This window comes from Sphaerisporangium album (genome assembly GCF_003323745.1).
Lineage (GTDB): Bacteria > Actinomycetota > Actinomycetes > Streptosporangiales > Streptosporangiaceae > Sphaerisporangium > Sphaerisporangium album.
On the sequence record NZ_QOIL01000002.1, the window covers coordinates 188,048 to 207,782 of the forward strand.

A 19,735-nucleotide genomic window follows, 5' to 3' on the forward strand; every position below is an offset into this window, starting at 1 on the left:
CGGATGGAAATGAACGGATGGTAGACGTCGCCTTCGCCGCCGTGCCGACGCGCGTCGGCACCGTGATGGCAGCGGTCACGCGGACGGGCGTGGTGTCGGCCGCGTTCCGCGACGGCGCGCGGGCGCGGGGGCGGGTGCTGGAGCAGCTCGACGCCACCCAGGTCGACGACCCGGACCTCACCGCCCTCGTCCGGGAGGAACTGGCCGCCTACTTCGCCGGGGAGCTGAAGAAGTTCACCGTGCCGGTCGACTGGCGGCTGATGTCCCCGCTGCAACGCCGGGTGCTCGGCACCCTGTACACGCGGATCGCGTACGGGGAGGTCATCACCTACGGCGATCTGGGCGCGCTGAGCCGCGCCGGGGTGGACGCGCGGGCCATCGGGACGGTCATGGGCAGCAACCCCATCCCGATCATCGTCCCGTGCCACCGCGTGGTCGCGGGCAACGGCATCGGCGGGTTCAGCGGCACGGGCATCGAGACCAAGCGCTGGCTGCTCACCCTGGAGGGCCACCTCCCGCCGACCCTCGACTGGGAGCTGTAGTGGAGCGCCCGCCGGTCGTCGCCGTCGTCGGGCCGACCGCCGCCGGCAAGTCGGACCTCGCCGTCGACCTGGCGCTGCGCCTCGGTGGCGAGGCGATCAACGCCGACTCGATGCAGCTCTACCGGGGCATGGACATCGGCACGGCCAAGCTGACGCCCGCCGAGCGCCGCGGCGTCCCCCACCACCTGCTGGACGTCTGGGACATGGGTGAGACGGCGAGCGTCGCCGAGTACCAGCGCATGGTCCGCCCGCTGATCGACCGCCTGCGCGCCGCGGGCACGGCTCCGATCCTGGTCGGCGGCTCGGGGCTGTACGTCCGGGCCGCCCTGGACGACCTCGACTTCCCCGGTACCGATCCGGCGATCAGGGCCCGGCTGGAGGCCGAACTGGCCGAGGCCGGCCCCGAGATCCTCCACCAAAGGCTGAAGGAGCTCGACCCGGTGGCCGCCGAGGCGGTGCTCTCCAGCAACGGCCGCCGCGTCGTGCGCGCCCTGGAGGTCATCGAGCTCTCCGGGCGGCCGTTCTCGGCGACGATGCCGTCCTACGACGCCGTCTACGACAGCGTGCAGATCGGCCTGCTCGTGCCGAGGCCCGTCCTGGACGAGCGCATCGCGCTGCGCGTCGACCGCATGTGGGAGGCGGGGTTCGTCGAGGAGGTGCGGGCCCTCGCGGCGCGCGGGCTCGCGGAGGGGCGCACCGCGAGCAGGGCGCTCGGGTACGCGCAGGTCCTGCGGCACCTCGACGGGGAGTGGACGCAGGAACAGGCGAGGGAGGAGACGATCCGGGCCACGCGCCGGTTCGCGCGCCGCCAGGAGTCGTGGTTCCGCCGCGACCCCCGGGTCAGGTGGCTCCCGTTCGACGCCCCTGACCTGCTCGAACAGGCGGCCGCGCTGATCACGGCGTAAACTTCGGAGACATGCGCTTCGTAAAGGGCCACGGCACCGAGAACGACTTCGTCATCCTTCCCGACCCCGACGCGAGCCTGGAGCTCCCCGCGTCGCTGGTGACCTGGCTGTGCGACCGCCGGGCCGGCATCGGGGCGGACGGCGTCCTGCGCGTGGTGCCCGCCAAGCTGAGCGCCGAGGCCGGCGAGATCCTCGACCGCGAGTCGGCGCACGGGCCGCGCTCCGGCGACGCCGAGTGGTTCATGGACTACCGCAACGCCGACGGCAGCGTGGCCGAGATGTGCGGCAACGGCCTGCGCGTCTTCGCCCGCTACCTGGTGGACTCCGGGCTGGCCGAGCCGGGCGAGTTCGACGTCGTGACCCGCGCGGGCGTGCGCCACGTCGGCCTCGGCCCCACCGGCGACGTCACCGTGGAGATGGGCGCGCCCGTGGTCGAGGGCGAGAGCTGGGCGACCATCGGCGTCACCGAGTACACCGGCCTGGTCGTGAACATGGGCAACCCCCACCTGGCCTGCGTGACCGGCGACCCGGTCGGGCGCATGGACCTGACCGCGCAGCCCGGCTTCGACCCCGCGGTCTTCCCGGCCGGCGTCAACGTCGAGCTGCTCAACTCGGTGGGCGAGCGGCGCGTGGTGATGCGCGTCCACGAGCGCGGCTCGGGCGAGACGCGCTCGTGCGGCACGGGGGCGGTCGCGGCGGCGGTGGCCGCGGCGCGGCTCGCGGGCGAGCGGCAGGGGCAGTGGGTCGTCGAGGTGCCCGGCGGGCTGCTCACCGTCACGCTCGGCGAGGACTCCAGCCTGCTGACCGGTCCGGCGGTCCTGGTCGCCTCCGGCGAGGTCACCGCCAACCACGCGTAGCGGCCTCTTCCGTCATTCCGGTCGATCCAGTCCCTACCGGCCACCGGGGGCCGTCCATCCCCACCGCGCCCGCCCGCATGTTTGGGGCATGCTCGGTGAACTGGCAGACTGGCGTGCCATGGACGTGGACATCTGGGCCTGGGTCGCTGACACCCAACGGCAACTGCACGAAGCAGGCAACACCGGGCTCGCCATCGCCCTGGGCGATCTTCCCGCTCAGGCCTTCGAGGGCCGGTACCCCCAGCTCGACGTGATGGCACCGGCGGTGGCCCAGCAGGCCGAGACGCTGGAACTGCCCTGGCTGGAGCTGTTCGCCCGGCACTGGCACCTGGCCGGCCGCATCGGCGACCGCGCGCAGGGCGCCGTCGCGCTCGGCGACGCCGAGGCGCTGGTCGAGTTCGCCGGGCGTGAGGACGTCAGGGAGTGCCCCTCCGTGCCCGCCGCCGCCGAGGCCCTGGCCGTCACGCAGGCCAACACCGACGGCCCCGGGTACGCCGCCGAGCGCCTCGCCGCCCTCGGCGCCGTCCTGGAGGGCGTGCGTCCCGGCACGCCCGCGTTCTGCGGCCTGGTCACCCAGTACGTCGCGGCGCTGCTCGACGCGGGCGAGGCCGAGCAGGCGGTCACCTACCACGAGTCCGCCGTCGCCGGGCACCGGGGAGCCGGGGGCCAGGTGAGCTGGGAGCTCGCCGCCATGGGCGTGCGCGCCCTGCTCGCCGCGGGCCGCTCGCAGGAGGCGCTCACCGAGCTCGACTCCGCGAAGGAGTTCCCCGCCGAGGACCCGGTCGCCAAGGACCACCGCGAGGGCGTCCTGCGCGCGCTCGTGCTCGCGCTCGTGGGCCGTCCGTCCGAGGCGCTGGACGCCCTCCCCGACCTGGACGTCGTCGGCGACCATCCGCGCGACTGGGTCGAGTGGGCGCGCGCCGTCCGCCTGCTCGACGAGGTGATCAGCAACACCTGGCAGCTCGGCCGCGTCATGCGCCAGTGGATGACCTACTTCGAGACCATGGGCGTCCACCGCGGCCGCGTCGAGCTGGCGCTGATCGCCGGTGACCTCGCCGTCAGGCGGCAGGCCGCCTGGCAGGCCCGCGCCCTCGCCGACCTCGCCGAGTCCTGGATCGGCGCGCTGCGCTCCGCCGAGGGGCTCGCCGAGCGCGTGGCCGAGCTGCGCGCCGCCGCCGACGCGGTCAAGCCGCTGCCCCCGCCCGGCCCGCAGGACGAGCTGGTCGCCTACTTCGACGCCGCCGATGGCCACAACGCCGACCCTGAGCGCTGGGTGGGCTGGCTGTGGCCGCTGTCGGGCACCGACCTGCCCGCGACGCGCCGCCACACCACCACGCTCGGCTTCCTCGGGTACGCCCCGATCGGCGCCGACATCCTGTGGAAGACCATCGTCGAGGACGGCGACCCGGCCACCGCCGAGGAGGAGGACGTCGCCTACCTCACCGGCGTGCTGGTCGAGGCGGGCCAGGACGAGCGGCTGGAGCGCGTCGCCGCCCTGCTGCCCCCCGCCGGCTCCCACCTCGCGCTGGCCCGGCTGCACCGCGCCCGCGAGCGGTGGGCCGAGGCGGCCGAGGAGGCCGAGAAGTCCCTCCAGGCGGGCGCCGAGGGCACGATCGCGCTGGAGTCGCGCCGCATTCTCGCGGGCGCGGCGCAGCAGCTCGGCGACAACGCCAAGGGCGCGGCCGTGCTGCGCGAACTGGTCGAGTCGGACGCCGGCGAGGAAGAAGACGTCTGGCGCATGATCGTCATGGCGACCGCCGCCGAGGACTGGCCGCTGGTCCGCGTGGGCGCCGCCAAGCTCGGCATGCCGATCGCCTCCGCCGAGGGCCCCATCGAGGAGGAATGGCACCTCGTCCGCGTGGTCCTGCCGGTCTCGGACGGCAGCCGCCGCGAGGTGCTGGCCGTGCGCACCGGCCCGGCCACCGCCCGCCTGCTCATCCCGCAGCCCCGCGGCATGGACTACAACGCGGGCGACGTCGTCGTCATCGACCCCCGGCCGCTGGAGCCGGTCCCCGAGGACGCCGAGGCGCAGGAGGGGTACGTCATCCCGTTCGCGGCCGTGTCGATGCTGCGGCCGGGCGGCTACACGAGCTGGTTCTTCGACGGCGCCGCGCCGACCGAGGAGGACTGGACCGAGTTCAACGAGGTCATGGCCGAGCGCGGCTGGCCGATGTGGGTCTACAGCGACGAGAACTACACGGTCGCCCATCCCTCCAGTGGCGAGCGGCTCGCGGGCGTGTACGGCTGGATCGCCGTCCCGCCGCAGGTCGGCGCGTCCGAGCTCGACGCCGTCCTGGACGACGCGACCGAGCGCTGGAGCCACCCGCTGGCCTGGCTCGACCTGGCGCGCAGTGTGGGCGTCGAGGTGGAGCGGCACGAGCGCATCGTCAAGGAGTACGGCCTGTAACGGCTTCGCGCGACGGCTTCGCCTGGGCGGGGTCATGACGTGAGACGGCGCCCGGCCTGGAACGGCCGGGCGCCGTCGCGTATGTCACGCATGTCCGAAAGCTGCGGATGCGCCGGTGGACGCGGGGTTTCCGGGAACCGCACTCTCACTTGGGTGTTTCTTGGATTCGCCGTAATCGGGGTTTTCGCGGGTAGTTGCTATACCTAGGTATTACATTTTCTTTACCTGGGGGTGGCAGTGGGCCTGCGTAGATCTCGCGCGATCCTGGCCGGCGTCGCCGCGGCCGTCCTGCTGGCGGGGTGCGGCCCGGTCGACGCGGGCGGCCTGGGCGACGGCGGCGGAGTGGCCGACGGGGGGTCGGGGGGCAATGACGGCGGTTCCGCGGGCGTCAGCCCGCTGGACAACCCCAAGGGCACCGAGCCCGGCCTGGGCGCGATCACGTCGTCCAAGGACCGTGCGGACGCCGTCACGCTGATCGAGAAGGTGACGACCAAGGGACGCGGGCCCAAGACCGGCTACGACCGCGACGAGTTCGGCTACGCCTGGGCCGACACCGCCGAGGGCGTCCCGTTCGCGCGCAACGGCTGCGACACGCGCAACGACCTGCTGGCCCGCGACGGCAAGGACCTGAAGTACCGCTCCGGTTCCAACTGCGTCCTGGTGTCGATGACCCTCGACGACCCCTACACCGGCAAGGTGATCGACTGGTCGAAGAGCGACGCGTCCGAGGTGCAGATCGACCACGTCATGCCGCTCTCCTACGACTGGCAGATGGGCGCGTCCCGGTGGAGCAAGGCCAAGCGGGTCCAGATCGCCAACGACCCGCTCAACCTCATACCGGTGGACGGCTCGGCCAACTCCTCCAAGGGCGACTCCGGCCCGGCGACCTGGCTCCCGCCGTCCAAGAGGATCCGCTGTTCCTACGCCGTGCGCTTCGCCCAGGTGGCACTGAAGTACGAACTCCCGGTCACCGCCGCCGACAAGGAGGCCATGCTCACCCAGTGCCGCTGAAGGGGATCAGTCGTCGTGCTTGGTGCGGAACTTGATGATCTTTCCGGTTCGGGTGGAGACGTAGACGCGGTACTCGGTGCCGTTCCTCTTCAGCTCGACCTTCCAGACGCGGTGGCCGTGCTCCCATTCGCGCTCGACCTTGGTGACCCGCGCGCCGGGGACCCGCTTCTTGGCGATCCTGACGGCCTGGCGGTAGGTGATCGCGGTGGTGGCCGTGGCCGCCGCCGGGGCGGTGACGGCGGCCGTCGCGCCGGACGGGACGGCGGCGCGCGTCGCGCCCTCGGCGGCGGCGGTCCCCGCCCCGAGGACGGCGAGCGCTCCGGCGCCCCCGATGAGCAGCTTGACGGTCCTGCCTCGTGTGGTGCTCGTCGTGTTCGTCATGGCCCAAGGCTCGCCGGGGGCGGGCTAAACGCGCGCTGCGGCGAAGTTAACGGCGCACTAAGAGCATCGGAGTCCACGACAGCGAGGCGCGAGGCCGGCCTCTGAGACGGAGGCGCGGCCTCTGAGACGGAGGCGCGGCCTCTGAGACGGGGAGGCAGGGCCTCTGAGACCCCTACGAGGGGGAGGATCGGCGTCCCAGGACGAGGACGACCACGGCGCCGCCGTCCGGGCCGTCGCCCACCGTCATCGACCCGCCCGACGCCTCCGCCGTGCGCCGGGCGATGTCGAGCCCGAGCCCGGTCGACCCCGCGCCGCTGCGCCCCCGTCCGAGGGCCGCCGCCCCGAAGCCCGGCCCGGTGTCGGCGACCTCCAGCCGCGCGCCCTCCGGCCCGGGGGTGAGTCGCACCGAGAAGCCCGCGCCGTCGGGAGTGTGGGCGAAGACGTTGCCGAGCAGCGCGTCCACACAGGCGGACAGCTCGGCGGCCCCGGCCGCCACGGTGAGCGGCCCCGGCGGGAGCTCCAGCGTCACGGGCCGTTCCTGGTCCTCGGCCAGGACCGACCAGAACGCCACGCGGTCGCCCACGACGGCCACCGCGTCGCAGGCCGCCTGCTCGTGCGATCGGCGCCGCACGTCGAGGATCACCGAGCTCACGGCGCGTTCCAGCGCGTCCACGCGGGCGCCGAGCCGCGCGGCCTCCTCGGGGTCGGCCAGCGACTCGGCCTCCAGCCGCAGCCCGGTCAGGGGCGTGCGGAGCCGGTGCGAGATGTCGGCCGCCGTCTCGCGTTCCTCGGCCAGCAGGTCGCTGATGCGCCCGGCCAGGTGGTCGAGCGCCAGCCCGACGTCGCGCACCTCGGGCGGGCCGCCCGGCGTGGTCCGCGCGGCCAGGTCGCCGGCGGCGAGCCGGTGGGAGACACGGGCGAGGCCGGTCATGGGCCGGGTCAGCGCGAGGGCCAGGCGGTCGGCGACCAGGATGCCGAGGCCGATCAGCGCGAGCCCGAGCACGAGCATGCCCAGCCAGACCTCCGGGACGCCCCGGCGCAGGTCGGCCTCGGCGAGGTAGGCGCGCACGACGGCCGTCCCGCCGGGCAGGCCCTGGACGGAGACCAGCACCTCCAGCCCCGAGGGGGTCTGCGCCACCAGGCTGCGCCCCCGCGCCGCGAGCTCCACGGCGGGCGACCTCGGGGCGGGGGAGCCGACGAGGGACCCGTCCGGGAGGAAGACGGTGACGGCGTGGCCGCTGGAGGCCGAAGTGCGCTCGGCGGCCAGCGCGAGCGCGGCCCGATCGGCCGTCCCCACCGACGCCGCCACGGACTGCGCCTCGGCGGTCGCCTGGTTCACCGCGCCGCTCTGCGCCAGCGCGCGCACCAGCAACCCCGTCGGGACGAGCAGCGCGACGAGCACCAGCGAGGTGGTGGCGGCCACGAGCAGGGCCAGCCAGCGCCTCATGACGGGTCGACCAGCTTGACCCCGACCCCGCGGACGGTGTGCAGGTATCGGGGGTCCTGGGCGGTCTCGCCCAGCTTGCGGCGAAGCCAGGACAGGTGGACGTCCACCGTCTTGTCCGCGCCGCCGTACGGCACCTGCCACACCTCGGTGAGCAGCTCACGCTTGGTGACGACCTGGCCGGGGCGGGCGGCGAGGTAGTGCAGCAGGTCGAACTCGCGGGGCGTGAGGTCCAGCACGGCGCCGTCCAGGACCGCCTCCCGGCCGCGCGGGTCGAGCCGCAGCCCGCCCACGGTGATCGAGGGGTCGGCCGGCCCTCCGGCGGCGCGGCGCAGCACCGCCCGTACGCGGGCGTCGAGCTGGGCGGCGCTGTAGGGCTTGACCACGTAGTCGTCGGCCCCGGCGTCGAGCAGGCGGACCATCTCGGCGTCGCCGTCCCGCGCGGTCGCCACGATCACGGGCACGCGGCTGACGGCGCGCAGCATCCGCAGCATCTCGGTGCCGTCCAGGTCGGGCAGGCCGAGGTCCAGCACGACGAGGTCCGGCCGCTCGGCCAAGGCCTGGCGCAGGCCCTCCATGGCGGTCGGGGCGGAGGAGACGGCGTGTCCTCGCTCACGCAGTCCCCGGATGAGCGCGATGCGGATCGCCGCGTCATCCTCGACGATCAGGACGTTGGCCATGGGCCGTTACGCTAACCGGTCGGGGCGTGCGGCATAAGGTCAGTTATCGTCCCTTTAACCCGGGCTTAGGGCATGGCCAGGGAGGATGCAGGCCATGAAACGGCGTCCGCTTCTCGTCGTGGCCGGATGGCTGGTCGTCGCGCTCGTCGCCACCGGCGCCGGCGTGGTCGTCACCGCGTTCCTCGGGGAGGCGGTGACGGGCTCCTCGGGGCGCGTGCTGTCCGCGGCCGACGTGCGCCGCGAGCTCGGCGCCGCGTCCGCCGGTCCCTCCGCGAGCGGAGCGGGCGACGTCCCGGCGGACGGCGCACCGTCGCCGGTGGGCACGTCCCGGCCGCCTGACGGCACGCCGTCTCCCGAGGACACTCCCGCGGACACACCCTCCGCCGATGACACGCCGCCGGCGGATCCGCCCTCGCCGGGGCCGTCCCGTCCGGGGCACACCGGCTCGGACAAGGTGATCTCGGCGCGGGGAGGCGTCGTGGTGGCGCGGTGCGCGGGCGGCCTGGTGACGCTGCTCACCTGGACCCCCGCCCCCGGGTACGAGGTGAAGGACGCCGAGCGGGGGCCGCGCGACAAGGCGCGCGTCAGGTTCGAGGCGGACGGCGCGCGGACCGAGATCGAGGTCCGCTGCTCGGGCGACCGCCCCGTCCCGGCCGTCAAGCAGGACTGAGCCCACAGGTCGCCTGGGCCGCCTTTGTGACGTGCCGCCACCGCCGGTCCCGGCCCGGGAGGCCCGGCGGCCCGGTCAGCGGGGCGGGCTCAGCTCGGCGCCGAACTCGCCGGCGATCCGGCGGAGGCCCTCGGCCAGCCGGTCGCGGTCGAGCGCCTCCATGCGCTCGACCGGCCCCGAGACGGACATGCCGGCGATCACCCGCCCGCCGTCCCTGACCGGCACCGCGAGGCAGTGCACGCCCAGCTCCTCCTCGCCCAGGTCGACGGCGTACCCGCGCTCGCGCACCGCGTCCAGCTCGGCCAGCATCGCCTCGACCGTGGTGACCGTGTGCTCCGTGCGGCGCGGCAGCCCCGTGCGGGCGAGGACGGCCGCCGCGTCCGGGCGGTCGGCCAGCAGCACCTTCCCGACCGCCGTGCTGTGCGGCAGCACCCGGCGGCCGACCTCCGCGAACATGCGCAGGCGCCGGGGGGAGGCGGCCTGCGCGACGTAGACGACGAAGTCGCCCTCCATGATCGCGAGGTTCGCGGTCTCGCCGGACAGAGCCACCATCTTCTCCAGGTACGGCTGCGCCCACACGGCGACCATGCGCTCCGCCGCCCCTCCGAGGCGCACCAGGGCGCTGCCCAGGGCGTAGCGGCGGTCGGACTCCTGGCGGACGTACCCGCGGCTCAGCAGCGCCTGGAGCAGCCGGTGGATCGTCCCGTACGGCAGGCCGGTGCGCGCCGCGATCTCCGACAGCCCCGCCTCCCCGCCCCGGTCGGCCAGCGCCTCCAGCACGTCCAGAGCCCTGTCGACGCTTTGAACGGTGCTCATGGCGCTGCCTCCGGTGGCGCGGGGTATCGGCTCACGGCGCTCCCAAGGCGGCGGGGGACAGGCCGCGGAGGGAGGCGTCGAGGACCTCGGCGGTGTGGGCCACGCGGAGCTCCTCGCCCCGTCTGCGGGCGGCCGAGGCGATCTGCATCGTACAGCCGGGGTTGGCCGAGACGAGCAGGTCGGCGCCGACGCCGAGCACCTGCTCCGCCTTCCGGTCGCCCAGCTCGCGCGCCGCCTCGGGCTGGAACAGGTTGTAGGTCCCCGCGGACCCGCAGCACATCGCCGCGTCCGGGATCTCCCTGACCCGCAGCTCCGGCACCCCCGCGAGCAGCGCGCGGGGCTGGGCGCGCACCCCCTGGGCGTGCGCGAGGTGGCAGGCGTCGTGGTAGGCGACCGTCATCGGCAGGGGATGCCGCTCGGCCGCGGGCCCCAGCTCGGCCAGGAACTCGGCGAGGTCCACGAACCGCAGCGCTCGCGCCCGCTCCGCCCACGCGGGGTCGCCGGCGAGCAGGTCGGCGTACTCCTTGGTGCTCGACCCGCACCCGGCCGCGTTGACGATCACGGTCTCCACGCCCGCGCGCTCGAACGTCGCGATCGTCCGCCGGGCGAACCGGGCGGCCTCCTCAGGTCGCCCGGAGTGCACCGACAGCGCCCCGCAGCAGCCCTGGCGTGGAGGGACGACCACGTCGCAGCCTTCCAGCGCCAGCACGCGCGCGGTCGCCGCGTTGACCCGGGGGAAGAACTCGGCCTGCACGCAGCCGGTGAGCATGCCGACGACCGCGCGCCGCTCGCCCCGCGCGGCGACGAGCGGGGGGATCAGCGTCCGGCGGGGGACCGGGGGCGCGAGGGCCGCCATGGCGGCCAGGCGCGGGTCCAGGCGTTCGAGCAGCGGGGCCAGGCGGGGTCTGAGCCGTTCGGTCAGCTTCAGCGGCAGCCGCAGCGCGCGCAGCCGCCGGGGGTGGGGGAACAGGCCGAAGACCAGGGCGCGGAAGGCGCGCTCGTCCCAGCCGCGGCGGTGGGTCCGTTCGACCTCGGCCCGGGTCTGCTCGATCAGCGTGTCGTACCGGACGCCGGACGGGCAGGCGGTCACGCAGGCCATGCAGCCCAGGCACGCGTCGAAGTGCCCGGCCATCTCGGGCGTCAGCGGCGTGCCCTCGACGTGCTGTTTCATCAGGTGGATGCGCCCGCGCGGGGAGTCCATCTCCTCGCCCCACAGCGCGTACGTCGGGCAGGTGGGCAGGCAGAACCCGCAGTGCACGCAGTCCTTGATCAGCTCGGGGTCCACGGACGTTCGCTCCTCACGTGCCCGAGCCCGCCGGCGGGGCGCCGGCGAGCCGTCCGGGAGACATGCGCCCCTCGGGGTCGAAACGCTCCTTCACGCGCCGCATCAGCGTGGCGGCTCCCACGGGACCGAAGCGGTCGAGCCGGGCGGCCGCCTCCGGGGGTGCGGTCCACACCACCAGTCTGCCGCCGTCCCCGGCCACCTCGGAACGCAGGGACGTGACGAAGATCTCCGCCGCGCCGGGCGGCGTGTCCACGGGCACGGCGAGGTGCAGGACGCACGAGGCGGCCGACCCGCGGACGTGGACGGGGGGACCGCCCGCGTCGTCGCTCGCCCACGCGACGGCCGCGAGCGCCCGTCCGGCGAAGGCGGGCGGGACGCGCAGTTCCAGCAGGAACCCTCCGCCCTGCGGGACGCGCTCCTCCAGGGAGCGGTCGCCAGGAGAGGACTCTGTGAGGCGCGGGCCGGGGCCGTCCTCCGTGGGATGGCCGCCGGGCGTCTCCTGCAGGAGTTCCGCCGGGTCCGGCGCGGGCCGCTCGCCCGGAAGCCGTGCCCACCAGGCCGGAGGGCCGGACGAGATCGCCGACCCGTCTCCGAGCAGCTCGGCGGCGGCCTTGGCCCGTTCGGCGGCGGCGACGCCCTCGAAGAGCGCGGCCACGGTCAGCGGGCCGTGCGTGCCGGGCCGGTCGAGCTCCAGCGCGCTCGGTTCGAGCTGCGAGCCCGCCAGCGTGGCGACGGCCGTGAGGACGCGCGGGTCCGGGGACGTGGCCGTGACCCACGCGCGGGACGCGGGCAGCGGGTGGAGCCGGAACGTGGCCTCGGTGATCACTCCGAGCGTGCCCAGGGAGCCGGTGAACAGCTTGCCGAGGTCGTACCCGGCGACGTTCTTCACCACCTTGCCGCCCGACCGGGCGATCGTGCCGTCGGCGAGCACGACGGTGATCCCGATCAGCAGGTCGCGCGGGGTGCCGTGGCGCAGGCGGCGCGGCCCGGCGGCGGCCGTGGCCAGCACGCCGCCGACGGTGGCCTCTTCCGCCATGACGTCGAGGGCGAGCTGCTGCCCGGCCTCGCCGAGCGCGGAGGCGAGGGCGGCGGCCGTGACGCCCGCCTGGACGCGGACGACCAGGTCACCGGCCTCGTGTTCCAGGACGCGGTTCATCCGGCGGGTGTCGAGGAGCAGGTCGCAGCGCGTGGGGGCGTACCCCCAGGACAGCTTGGTGCCGCCGCCCGCGGGGACCACGGCGAGCCCGTGCTCGGCCGCCGCCCGCATGACCAGGGCGACCTCGCCGGTGGACTCGGGCAGGGCGACCCAGCGGGGCGTCACCCCGGCGACCGCGTCCCCGGGACCGGCCGCGCGGGCGTCCACGCCGGTGGCGGCGAGGGCCTCACCGGGGGTCATGATCCACACCCTTGGGGCAGGGAGTCGGCACCCGGTCGCGGTCCGGAGGCGTCCGGGCGGCCTCGGACGAGGGGGCATGCGGCCGGGGGGAGAAGGCAGGGCATCAGAACAGGTCCGCCTCTCCGGACGCCACCAGGGGATGGACGCCCTTGCGCACCCCGGGGACCTCGCCGCACAGCCGGGGCGTGGGGAAGATCTTGCCGGGGTTGGACAGGTTGCGGGGGTCGAAGGCGCAGCGCACGAGCTGCATGGTGTCCAGGTCCTCCGCCGTGAACATTTTCGGCATATATCGCGATTTATCCACGCCCACCCCGTGCTCCCCGGTGATCGACCCGCCGTGCTCCAGGCACAGGTCGAGGATCTCGCCGGACACCAGCTCGGCCCGCTCGCCCGCCCCCTCCTCCGCGTCGTCGAACAGCACGAGCGGGTGCAGGTTGCCGTCCCCGGCGTGGAAGACGTTGGCCACGCGGATGCCGTACCGGGCCGACAGCCGCTCGATGCCCGCCAGCACGGCCGGCAGCGCCGTCCTCGGCACCACGCCGTCCTGCACGAGGTAGGCGGGGCTGATGCGCCCGACGGCCGCGAACGCCGACCTGCGGCCCTTCCAGATCGCCGCCCGCCGCGCCGGGTCGTCGGCGACGCGCACCGCGAACGCCCCGCTTTCCCGGCAGATGGCGTCGACCCGGGCGAACTCGTGCGCGACCTCGGCGTGCGGCCCGTCCAGCTCGACGATCAGCACGGCCCCCGCCCCGGGCGGGTAGTCGCAGCGCACCGCGGCCTCGGCGGCCTCGATGGCCAGCGCGTCCATCATCTCGATCGCCGCGGGGACGATGCCCGCGCCGATGATCGCCGACACCGCCACGCCGCCGGTCTCGACGTCCGGGAAGGCGGCGAGCAGCGTCGTCACCGTCTCGGGCTCGCGCGACAGCCGCACCGTGATCTTCGTCGCGATGCCGAGCGTGCCCTCCGAGCCGATGAAGGCGCCGAGCAGGTCGTACCCGGGGTCCATGGCGTCCAGCAGGACGATCTCGCCCTCCGGGGTCACCAGCTCGACGGCCAGGACGTGGTTGACCGTGAACCCGTACTTCAGGCAGTGCGCGCCGCCGGAGTTCTCGGCGACGTTGCCCCCGATCGAGCAGATCTGCTGACTGGAGGGGTCGGGCGCGTAGTAGTAGCCGTACGGGCGGGCCGCCTCGGTGATCGCCAGGTTGGTCACCCCCGGCTCCACGACGGCGCGCCGGTTCTCGACGTCGATCTCCAGGATGCGGCGCATGCGCGAGGTGACGATCAGCACGCCGTCGCTGCGCGGCAGGGCCCCGCCCGACAGGCCGGTGCCGGAGCCCCGCGCGACGAACGGCGTGCCGGTCTCGTGGCACGCCCGGACCACGGCCGCGACCTGCTCGGCCGTCTCCGGCAGCACGACGACGGCCGGGGTCGCCCGGTGGTAGGTCAGCCCGTCGCACTCGTACGTGCGCAGCCGCACCGGGTCGGTGATCACCCCGTGCGGGCCGAGCATCGCCAGGAAACGGCCGGACAGGCCGGACAGATCGGCCGGGGCGGGGGTCATGGCATGCGGGCGTAGGCCGGAAGGGTGAGGAACTCGGCGAAGTCGTCGTCCAGCGCGACCTCCTTGAACAGCTCGGCGGCCTGCCCGTACAGGGTCGCGTCGAAGCCGGGCTCCTCGCGGATCCTGCCGAGCTCCTCGGCGATGACCCGCTCGACCATCTCGCGGGTCACGACCTCGCCGGAGTCGGCGAGCTCGATGCCGTTGTGGATCCACTGCCAGATCTGCGACCGGGAGATCTCGGCCGTGGCGGCGTCCTCCATGAGGTTGTGGATGCCCACCGCGCCGCTGCCGCCCATCCACGCCGCCAGGTAGCGCAGCGCGACGTCCACGTTGTTGCGCAGGCCCGTCTCGGTGATGTCGCCGGGCGTCTTGGACACCGAGAGCAGGTCGCCCGCCGACACCGAGACGTCCTCGCGGAGCCGGCCGAGCTGGTTGGGCTCCTCGCCGAGGACGGAGTCGAACACCTCCCGGCAGATCGGCACCAGGTCGGGGTGGGCCACCCACGAGCCGTCGAAGCCGTCGCCCGACTCGCGTGTCTTGTCCGCCCGCACCTTCTCCAGCGCGACCTTGTTGACCTCGGGGTCGCGGCGCGAAGGGATGAAGGCCGCCATGCCGCCGATCGCGTGCGCCCCGCGCCGGTGGCAGGTGCGCACCAGCAGTTCGGTGTAGGCGCGCATGAAGGGGGCGGTCATCGTCACCGCGTTGCGCTCGGGCAGCAGGAACTCCCGGCCCCGGGTGCGGAACTTCTTGATCACGCTGAACAGGTAGTCCCAGCGGCCCGCGTTGAGGCCCGCCGAGTGGTCGCGCAGCTCGTAGAGGATCTCGTCCATCTCGAACGCGGCCGGGTAGGTCTCGATGAGCACGGTCGCCCTGATCGTGCCGTGCGGCACCCCGAGCAGCTCCTGGGCGCGGACGAACACGTCGTTCCAGAGGCGGGCCTCCAGGTGGGACTCCATCTTGGGCAGGTAGAAGTACGGCCCCCGGCCCTTGTCGATCTGCCGCCGGGCGCAGTGGAAGAAGTAGAGGCCGAAGTCGAAGATCGAGGCCGAGAACGGCTCGCCGTCCACGAGCACGTGCTTCTCGGTGAGGTGCCAGCCCCGGGGGCGCACCACGACGGTGGCGAGCTCGTCGTCGGGCCGCAGCGCGTACCGCTTGCCGCCGGACTCGAAGTCGATCGTGCGGTCGAGCGCGTCGCGCAGGTTGAGCTGGCCGTTCACGACGTTCTCCCACAGCGGGGAGTTGGCGTCCTCGAAGTCGGCGAGCCAGACCTTGGCGCCCGAGTTGAGCGCGTTGATGGTCATCTTGCGGTCGACGGGGCCGGTGATCTCGACGCGGCGGTCGACGAGGCCGGGTGCGGGGGGCGCGACGCGCCAGGTGTCGTCCTCGCGGACGGCCTCGGTCTCCGGGAGGAAGTCCAGGGTGCCGCCGGCGGACAGCTCCGCCTGGCGGGCCTGCCGGGCGTCCAGCAGCTCGCGCCGCCTGCCGTCGAACTCGCGTTGCAGGGTGGCCACGAACGTGAGGGCCTCGGGGGTGAGGATCTCGTCGAAGCGGTCCAGCCGAGGGCCGGTGATCTCAACGCCGTCCATGGCCGTCCTCTCACACATTTCCGTGATGCGGAAAAATACTTCTGAATTATGGAATCGACGCTACTCGAACGCCGTCTCAGGGGTCAACGCGGGGTGCCCCTGAGGGATCACTAAGGGCTCTCTCGGGGCCTTCCCCGATGGGAGGCGGCCACGCGGGCGGCCACTCTTGAACCATGACGAAGACGTTGTCCTCCGGGCCCGCCGGGTCCCCCCGCCCCTCCGTGAACGCCCCCGCGCGCGGGTCGCGCCGGCGGGCGCCGTACGTGCTCGCCGCCGGGGCCGTGCTCGGCGCGGGACTGCTGCTCACCGGCTGCGGCCTGGGGAACATCGCCGGCCCGACCAAGCAGGCCGAGCAGGCGTACGACGTGACCGGCGACGTCGGCGTGCTGCGCGTGGACAGCGACTCGGGTGCCATCGTGGTGACCGAGTCGCGGCGCTCCGGCGTGCACGTGACCGAGACCCTGCACTGGAAGAGCACCAAGCCGGCCACCTCGCATCCGGTCAGCGGCGGCACCCTCCGGCTGGAGCACAAGTGCGAGGGCGACTGGGGGTGCGACGTCGACTACAAGATCGAGATTCCGCGCGGTCTCGACGTCCGGCTGGAGACGGGCTCGGGCGACATCACCCTGCGCTCCCTGACCGGTGAGCTCCAGGCCAGGACGGGCTCGGGCGTCATCGACGCCCGCGACCTCGGCGGCGGCCGCGCCGTGGCCGAGACCGGTTCGGGCGACGTCGAGCTGCGCTTCGCCACCGCGCCGCGGAACGTCGAGGTGGACACCGGCTCCGGCGACGGCGTCGTCCACGTGCCGCAGGAGAGCTACCACGTGACCCTCGACACCGGGTCGGGCTCCCACACGCTGGAGCTCCCCAACGACGCCGCGTCCCCGCGCCGGATCATCGTGCGCACGGGCTCGGGCGACGCCAAGGTGCTCAAGGCCTGAACAACGCCTGCGGACGGCCTTGGGGCGAGCCACGTTCGGGGTTGCCCCAGAAAGCCCTGGTTTGTGGTAGATCGCTGCCGATAACCAGGTGAATCCCCGTGGTCATCGTGGCACGATCGGAGGGGAAGACAACACCGGGGTCCCCGTGTTGAACTGTGCGTAACGGTGAGCCCCACGAGCGCCGAGGAGCGCGACCATAACCACAGAGAAGACGTATATGTACAACGAGTCCTACGAAGACCTCGCCGCCGGCGACTACGAGCTCGAAGAGAGGCAGGCGCTCCGGCGGGTCGCCGGACTGTCGACCGAGCTCGAGGACGTCACCGAAGTCGAATACCGCCAGCTCCGCCTGGAGCGGGTGGTCCTGGTCGGGGTGTGGACCGGCGGTACCGTCGTCGACGCGGAGAACTCCCTGCAGGAGCTGAAGCTCCTCGCCGAGACGGCCGGGTCCCAGGTTCTGGAGGGCCTCATCCAGAGGCGCCAGCGCCCCGACTCCGCCACCTACATCGGATCCGGCAAGGCCGTGGAGCTGCGCGACATCGTGGCCTCCACCGGCGCCGACACCGTGATCTGCGACGGCGAGCTGACCCCCGGCCAGCTGCGCCAGCTCGAAGAGGTGGTCAAGGTCAAGGTCATCGACCGCACGGCCCTGATCCTCGACATCTTCGCCCAGCACGCCAAGAGCCGCGAGGGCAAGGCGCAGGTCGAGCTGGCACAGCTCAGCTACCTGCTCCCGCGCCTGCGCGGCTGGGGTGGCAACCTGTCGCGCCAGGTCGGCGGACGCGCCGCGGGCGGCGTGGGCATCGGCGGCCGCGGCCCCGGTGAGACGAAGATCGAGCTGGACCGGCGCCGCATCCGCGAGCGCATGGCCAAGCTGCGCCGGCAGATCGGCGGCATGTCGACGGCCCGCGAGACCATGCGGTCGCGCAGGACGCGGCGCGAGGTGCCCTCGGTGGCCATCGCCGGGTACACCAACGCGGGCAAGTCGTCCCTGCTCAACCGGCTCACGGGCGCGGGGGTCCTGGTCGAGGACGCGCTGTTCGCCACCCTCGACCCGACCGTGCGCCAGGCCCGCACGCCCGACGGCAGGCTGTTCACGCTCGCCGACACCGTCGGGTTCGTCCGGCACCTGCCGCACCAGCTCGTCGAGGCGTTCAGGTCCACGCTGGAGGAGGTCGGCGACGCCGATCTGATCCTGCACGTCGTGGACGGCTCGCACCCCGATCCGGAGTCGCAGCTCGCCGCCGTCCGCGAGGTCCTGGCCGACCTCGACGGCGTCCGGGACATCCCCGAGATCGTGGTGGTCAACAAGGCCGACGCCGCCGACCCGGTGGTGCTCGCCAGGCTGGCCACCCGCGAGCGGCACAGCGTCGTCGTGTCCGCCCGCACCGGGGCCGGCATCGACGAGCTGCTCGACGTGATCGAGCGGGAGCTGCCGCGCCTCGACCACGAGGTCCACATGCTCGTGCCGTACGACCGCGGGGACCTGGTCTCCCGGGCGCACAAGGAGGGCGAGGTGCTGTCGATCGACCACACCGCCGACGGCACGATCCTGCGGGCCCGCGTCCCGGCCGGGCTGTTCCACGAGCTCGACCGCACGGCCAAGCCCGTCGAGACCGTCTAGACCGGTCTCGGGGCGTCCCATCGCACGGTCCGCCGGAGGGCGACGACGGCCACGTCGTCCTCCCGGGCCCCGAAGTGGTCGATCAGCCGGTCGCAGAACATCTCCAGATCCCGGTCGAAGGACTCGGCGATCCCGCGAACGACCTCGAGACTCTGGTCCAGCGGGACGTCCCGGTCCTCGATGAGACCGTCGGTGAACATCAGCAGCGCGCCGTTCTCGGGGAGCTCCAGCCGGTCCACCCGGTACACCTCGGGGGCGGCGCCGAGCAACAGGTTGCCCCAGGTGTGGTAGTCCGCCTTGCCGTCCGCCACGATGATCGGCGGGATGTGCCCGGCGTTGGCCAGCTCGACGGCGCCGTTCTCCGTGTCGATCAGCAGCAGGCACACCGTCGCCGTCATGGTGGGGTGGTAGCGGCGCAGCACCTCGTTCAGCCGTCCCATGATGCGGCCGAGGTCGTGCTCCTCGACCACGAACGCGCGCAAAGCATGGCGCAGCTCGGCCATCACCGTCGCCGCGTGCAGTGAGTGCCCCTGCACGTCGCCGATGCCCACCAGCACGCGTTCGCCGAGTCGCATGACCTCGTAGAAGTCGCCGCCGACCTCCACGTTGTCGATCGCCGGCCGGTACCGCGTGCCCACCTCCAGGCCCGGCGTGGGCGGCAGATGGGACTGGAGGAAGCTGCGCTGGAGGGTCAGCGCGATCGTGTGCTCCTCGGCGTAGGCGCGCAGGGCGTCCACGGCGAGGGCGAGCGCCTGGCCGAGCTGCTTGAGGATGTTCAGCTCGTCGGAGTCCAGCGGCTCGGCGTCCTCCGCCGCGAGGAACACCGGCGGGCGGCCGATCCTCGTGCGCGAGGCGACCGCCGAGACGGCCACCCGGATGTCGGCGTCCGGGATGATCTCCAGCCACTCCTCAGGCCGCAGCCGGAACTCCGCCGTCCCCTGGGCCTCGCCGAGCGCGTGAGCGGTCAGCTTGTTCAGGCTTTCCTGCGGGGCGCTCCGGCCCTTCGCCGGTCCGTCCGGGGCGATCGCCGCGTACCGCCGCATGCCGCCGTCCAGGCCGATCGCCAGGGCCCCGCAGCGCCGGTCGAGGATCCGCGAGGCGCCGTCCACCGCCACGCGCATGAGCTTGTCGAACGTCGTGCTCGCGCTGATGGCCAGGGTGACGTCGGTCAGCTCGCGAAGCCGCGCGGCCAGGCGCTCGGCCCGCTGGCGTGCCCTGTAGTACCGCAGGGCCGCCTGGACGGTCGCGATGAACTCCTCGGGCTCGATCGGCTCGGCCATGTAGGCGTCGGCGCCCTGGTAGAGGCCGTGCGCGCGGTCCGACACCGCGATGGCGTGCGCCGAGATCTGGATGACCGGGATCGCCGTGGTGACCGGGTCGGACTTGATGCGCTCGCACACCTCGTACCCGTCGATGTCGGGCAGGCGCACGTCGAGGATCACCAGGTCGGGGGAGATTCCCCGCACCAGGCTCAGCGCCTCCTCGCCACAGGTCGCCTCGACCACCTCGTGCCCTGCCCTGCGCAGCCAGCTGCCGAGGATGTAGCGCTTGGTGGGGGTGTCGTCCACCACCAGGATGGTCGCGGGTTTCTCAGTCATCGTCCCTCTTTGTAGCACCCGCCCC

17 protein-coding genes are annotated in these 19,735 nt (G+C 73.6%); 8 read left to right on the forward strand and 9 right to left on the reverse strand.

The window, feature by feature from the left end; translation table 11 throughout:
• Positions 1–17 precede the first annotated feature (17 nt).
• From DQ384_RS03475 to DQ384_RS03495, 5 genes are all read left to right on the forward strand, one after another.
• A complete protein-coding gene (locus DQ384_RS03475; RefSeq protein ID WP_114027205.1) occupies positions 18–542 on the forward strand; it encodes a methylated-DNA--[protein]-cysteine S-methyltransferase in 525 nt (174 codons plus the stop codon).
• Positions 542–1,447, forward strand: a complete 906-nt coding sequence (gene miaA / locus DQ384_RS03480; RefSeq protein ID WP_114027206.1) for a tRNA (adenosine(37)-N6)-dimethylallyltransferase MiaA — start codon at positions 542–544, stop codon at positions 1,445–1,447. Before DQ384_RS03475 ends, miaA begins: the two co-directional genes overlap by 1 nt.
• A gap of 11 nt (positions 1,448–1,458) precedes the next feature.
• On the forward strand, positions 1,459–2,304 hold the full coding sequence (gene dapF / locus DQ384_RS03485) for a diaminopimelate epimerase (RefSeq protein ID WP_114027207.1): 846 nt from the start codon (positions 1,459–1,461) through the stop codon (positions 2,302–2,304).
• 88 nt (positions 2,305–2,392) lie between these two features.
• Complete coding sequence (locus tag DQ384_RS03490) at positions 2,393–4,711, forward strand: tetratricopeptide repeat protein (RefSeq protein ID WP_245966228.1); 2,319 nt, start codon at positions 2,393–2,395, stop codon at positions 4,709–4,711.
• Between the two features lie 237 nt (positions 4,712–4,948).
• Positions 4,949–5,722 carry an HNH endonuclease family protein gene (locus DQ384_RS03495; RefSeq protein ID WP_114027209.1) on the forward strand — a complete coding sequence of 258 codons (774 nt, stop codon included), beginning with the start codon at positions 4,949–4,951 and terminating at the stop codon, positions 5,720–5,722.
• 6 nt (positions 5,723–5,728) lie between these two features.
• Here the strand turns inward: DQ384_RS03495 and DQ384_RS03500 are convergent, their stop codons facing one another.
• From DQ384_RS03500 to DQ384_RS03510, 3 genes are all read right to left on the reverse strand, one after another.
• The gene (locus DQ384_RS03500) at positions 5,729–6,103 is read right to left on the reverse strand and encodes a PepSY domain-containing protein (RefSeq protein WP_114027210.1); all 375 of its coding nucleotides are present in this window, start codon (positions 6,101–6,103) and stop codon (positions 5,729–5,731) included.
• A gap of 172 nt (positions 6,104–6,275) precedes the next feature.
• Positions 6,276–7,550: a sensor histidine kinase gene (locus DQ384_RS03505; protein ID WP_114027211.1), complete on the reverse strand. Its 1,275-nt coding sequence runs from the start codon at positions 7,548–7,550 to the stop codon at positions 6,276–6,278.
• Entirely contained in the window at positions 7,547–8,227 is a 681-nt protein-coding gene (locus tag DQ384_RS03510; RefSeq protein WP_114027212.1) for a response regulator transcription factor, read from the reverse strand. The genes DQ384_RS03505 and DQ384_RS03510 overlap by 4 nt, the downstream gene beginning before the upstream one ends.
• Before the next feature lie 94 nt (positions 8,228–8,321).
• On the opposite strand from DQ384_RS03510, the gene DQ384_RS03515 reads away from it, so the two are divergent.
• Complete coding sequence (locus DQ384_RS03515; RefSeq protein WP_114027213.1) at positions 8,322–8,897, forward strand: hypothetical protein; 576 nt, start codon at positions 8,322–8,324, stop codon at positions 8,895–8,897.
• A gap of 75 nt (positions 8,898–8,972) precedes the next feature.
• Here DQ384_RS03515 and DQ384_RS03520 read toward each other — a convergent pair whose 3' ends face one another.
• The 5 genes from DQ384_RS03520 to aceB all read right to left on the reverse strand — a co-directional run bounded on the left by DQ384_RS03520 (position 8,973) and on the right by aceB (position 15,547).
• A complete protein-coding gene (locus tag DQ384_RS03520) occupies positions 8,973–9,713 on the reverse strand; it encodes an IclR family transcriptional regulator (RefSeq protein WP_114027214.1) in 741 nt (246 codons plus the stop codon).
• Positions 9,714–9,744: 31 nt separating this feature from the next.
• Positions 9,745–10,998 carry a (Fe-S)-binding protein gene (locus DQ384_RS03525; RefSeq protein ID WP_114027215.1) on the reverse strand — a complete coding sequence of 418 codons (1,254 nt, stop codon included), beginning with the start codon at positions 10,996–10,998 and terminating at the stop codon, positions 9,745–9,747.
• Positions 10,999–11,011: 13 nt separating this feature from the next.
• Positions 11,012–12,394, reverse strand: a complete 1,383-nt coding sequence (locus DQ384_RS03530; RefSeq protein ID WP_114027487.1) for an FAD-binding oxidoreductase — start codon at positions 12,392–12,394, stop codon at positions 11,012–11,014.
• 103 nt (positions 12,395–12,497) lie between these two features.
• Positions 12,498–13,961 (reverse strand): FAD-linked oxidase C-terminal domain-containing protein, encoded by a 1,464-nt coding sequence (locus DQ384_RS03535; RefSeq protein WP_114027216.1) that lies wholly within the window; start codon positions 13,959–13,961, stop codon positions 12,498–12,500.
• Entirely contained in the window at positions 13,958–15,547 is a 1,590-nt protein-coding gene (aceB, locus tag DQ384_RS03540) for a malate synthase A (RefSeq protein ID WP_181870997.1), read from the reverse strand. Before aceB ends, DQ384_RS03535 begins: the two co-directional genes overlap by 4 nt.
• Positions 15,548–15,720: 173 nt before the next feature.
• Between aceB and DQ384_RS03545 the strand changes: the two genes are divergently transcribed.
• Positions 15,721–16,488, forward strand: coding sequence for a DUF4097 family beta strand repeat-containing protein (locus tag DQ384_RS03545; protein WP_114027218.1), 768 nt, complete (start codon positions 15,721–15,723; stop codon positions 16,486–16,488).
• Positions 16,489–16,705: 217 nt separating this feature from the next.
• Positions 16,706–18,112: a GTPase HflX gene (gene hflX / locus DQ384_RS03550; protein WP_114027219.1), complete on the forward strand. Its 1,407-nt coding sequence runs from the start codon at positions 16,706–16,708 to the stop codon at positions 18,110–18,112.
• Here the strand turns inward: hflX and DQ384_RS03555 are convergent.
• A complete protein-coding gene (locus DQ384_RS03555) occupies positions 18,109–19,710 on the reverse strand; it encodes a fused response regulator/phosphatase (RefSeq protein ID WP_114027220.1) in 1,602 nt (533 codons plus the stop codon). The two genes, hflX and DQ384_RS03555, sit on opposite strands and share 4 nt — an antisense overlap.
• Between the last annotated feature and the right edge of the window lie 25 nt (positions 19,711–19,735).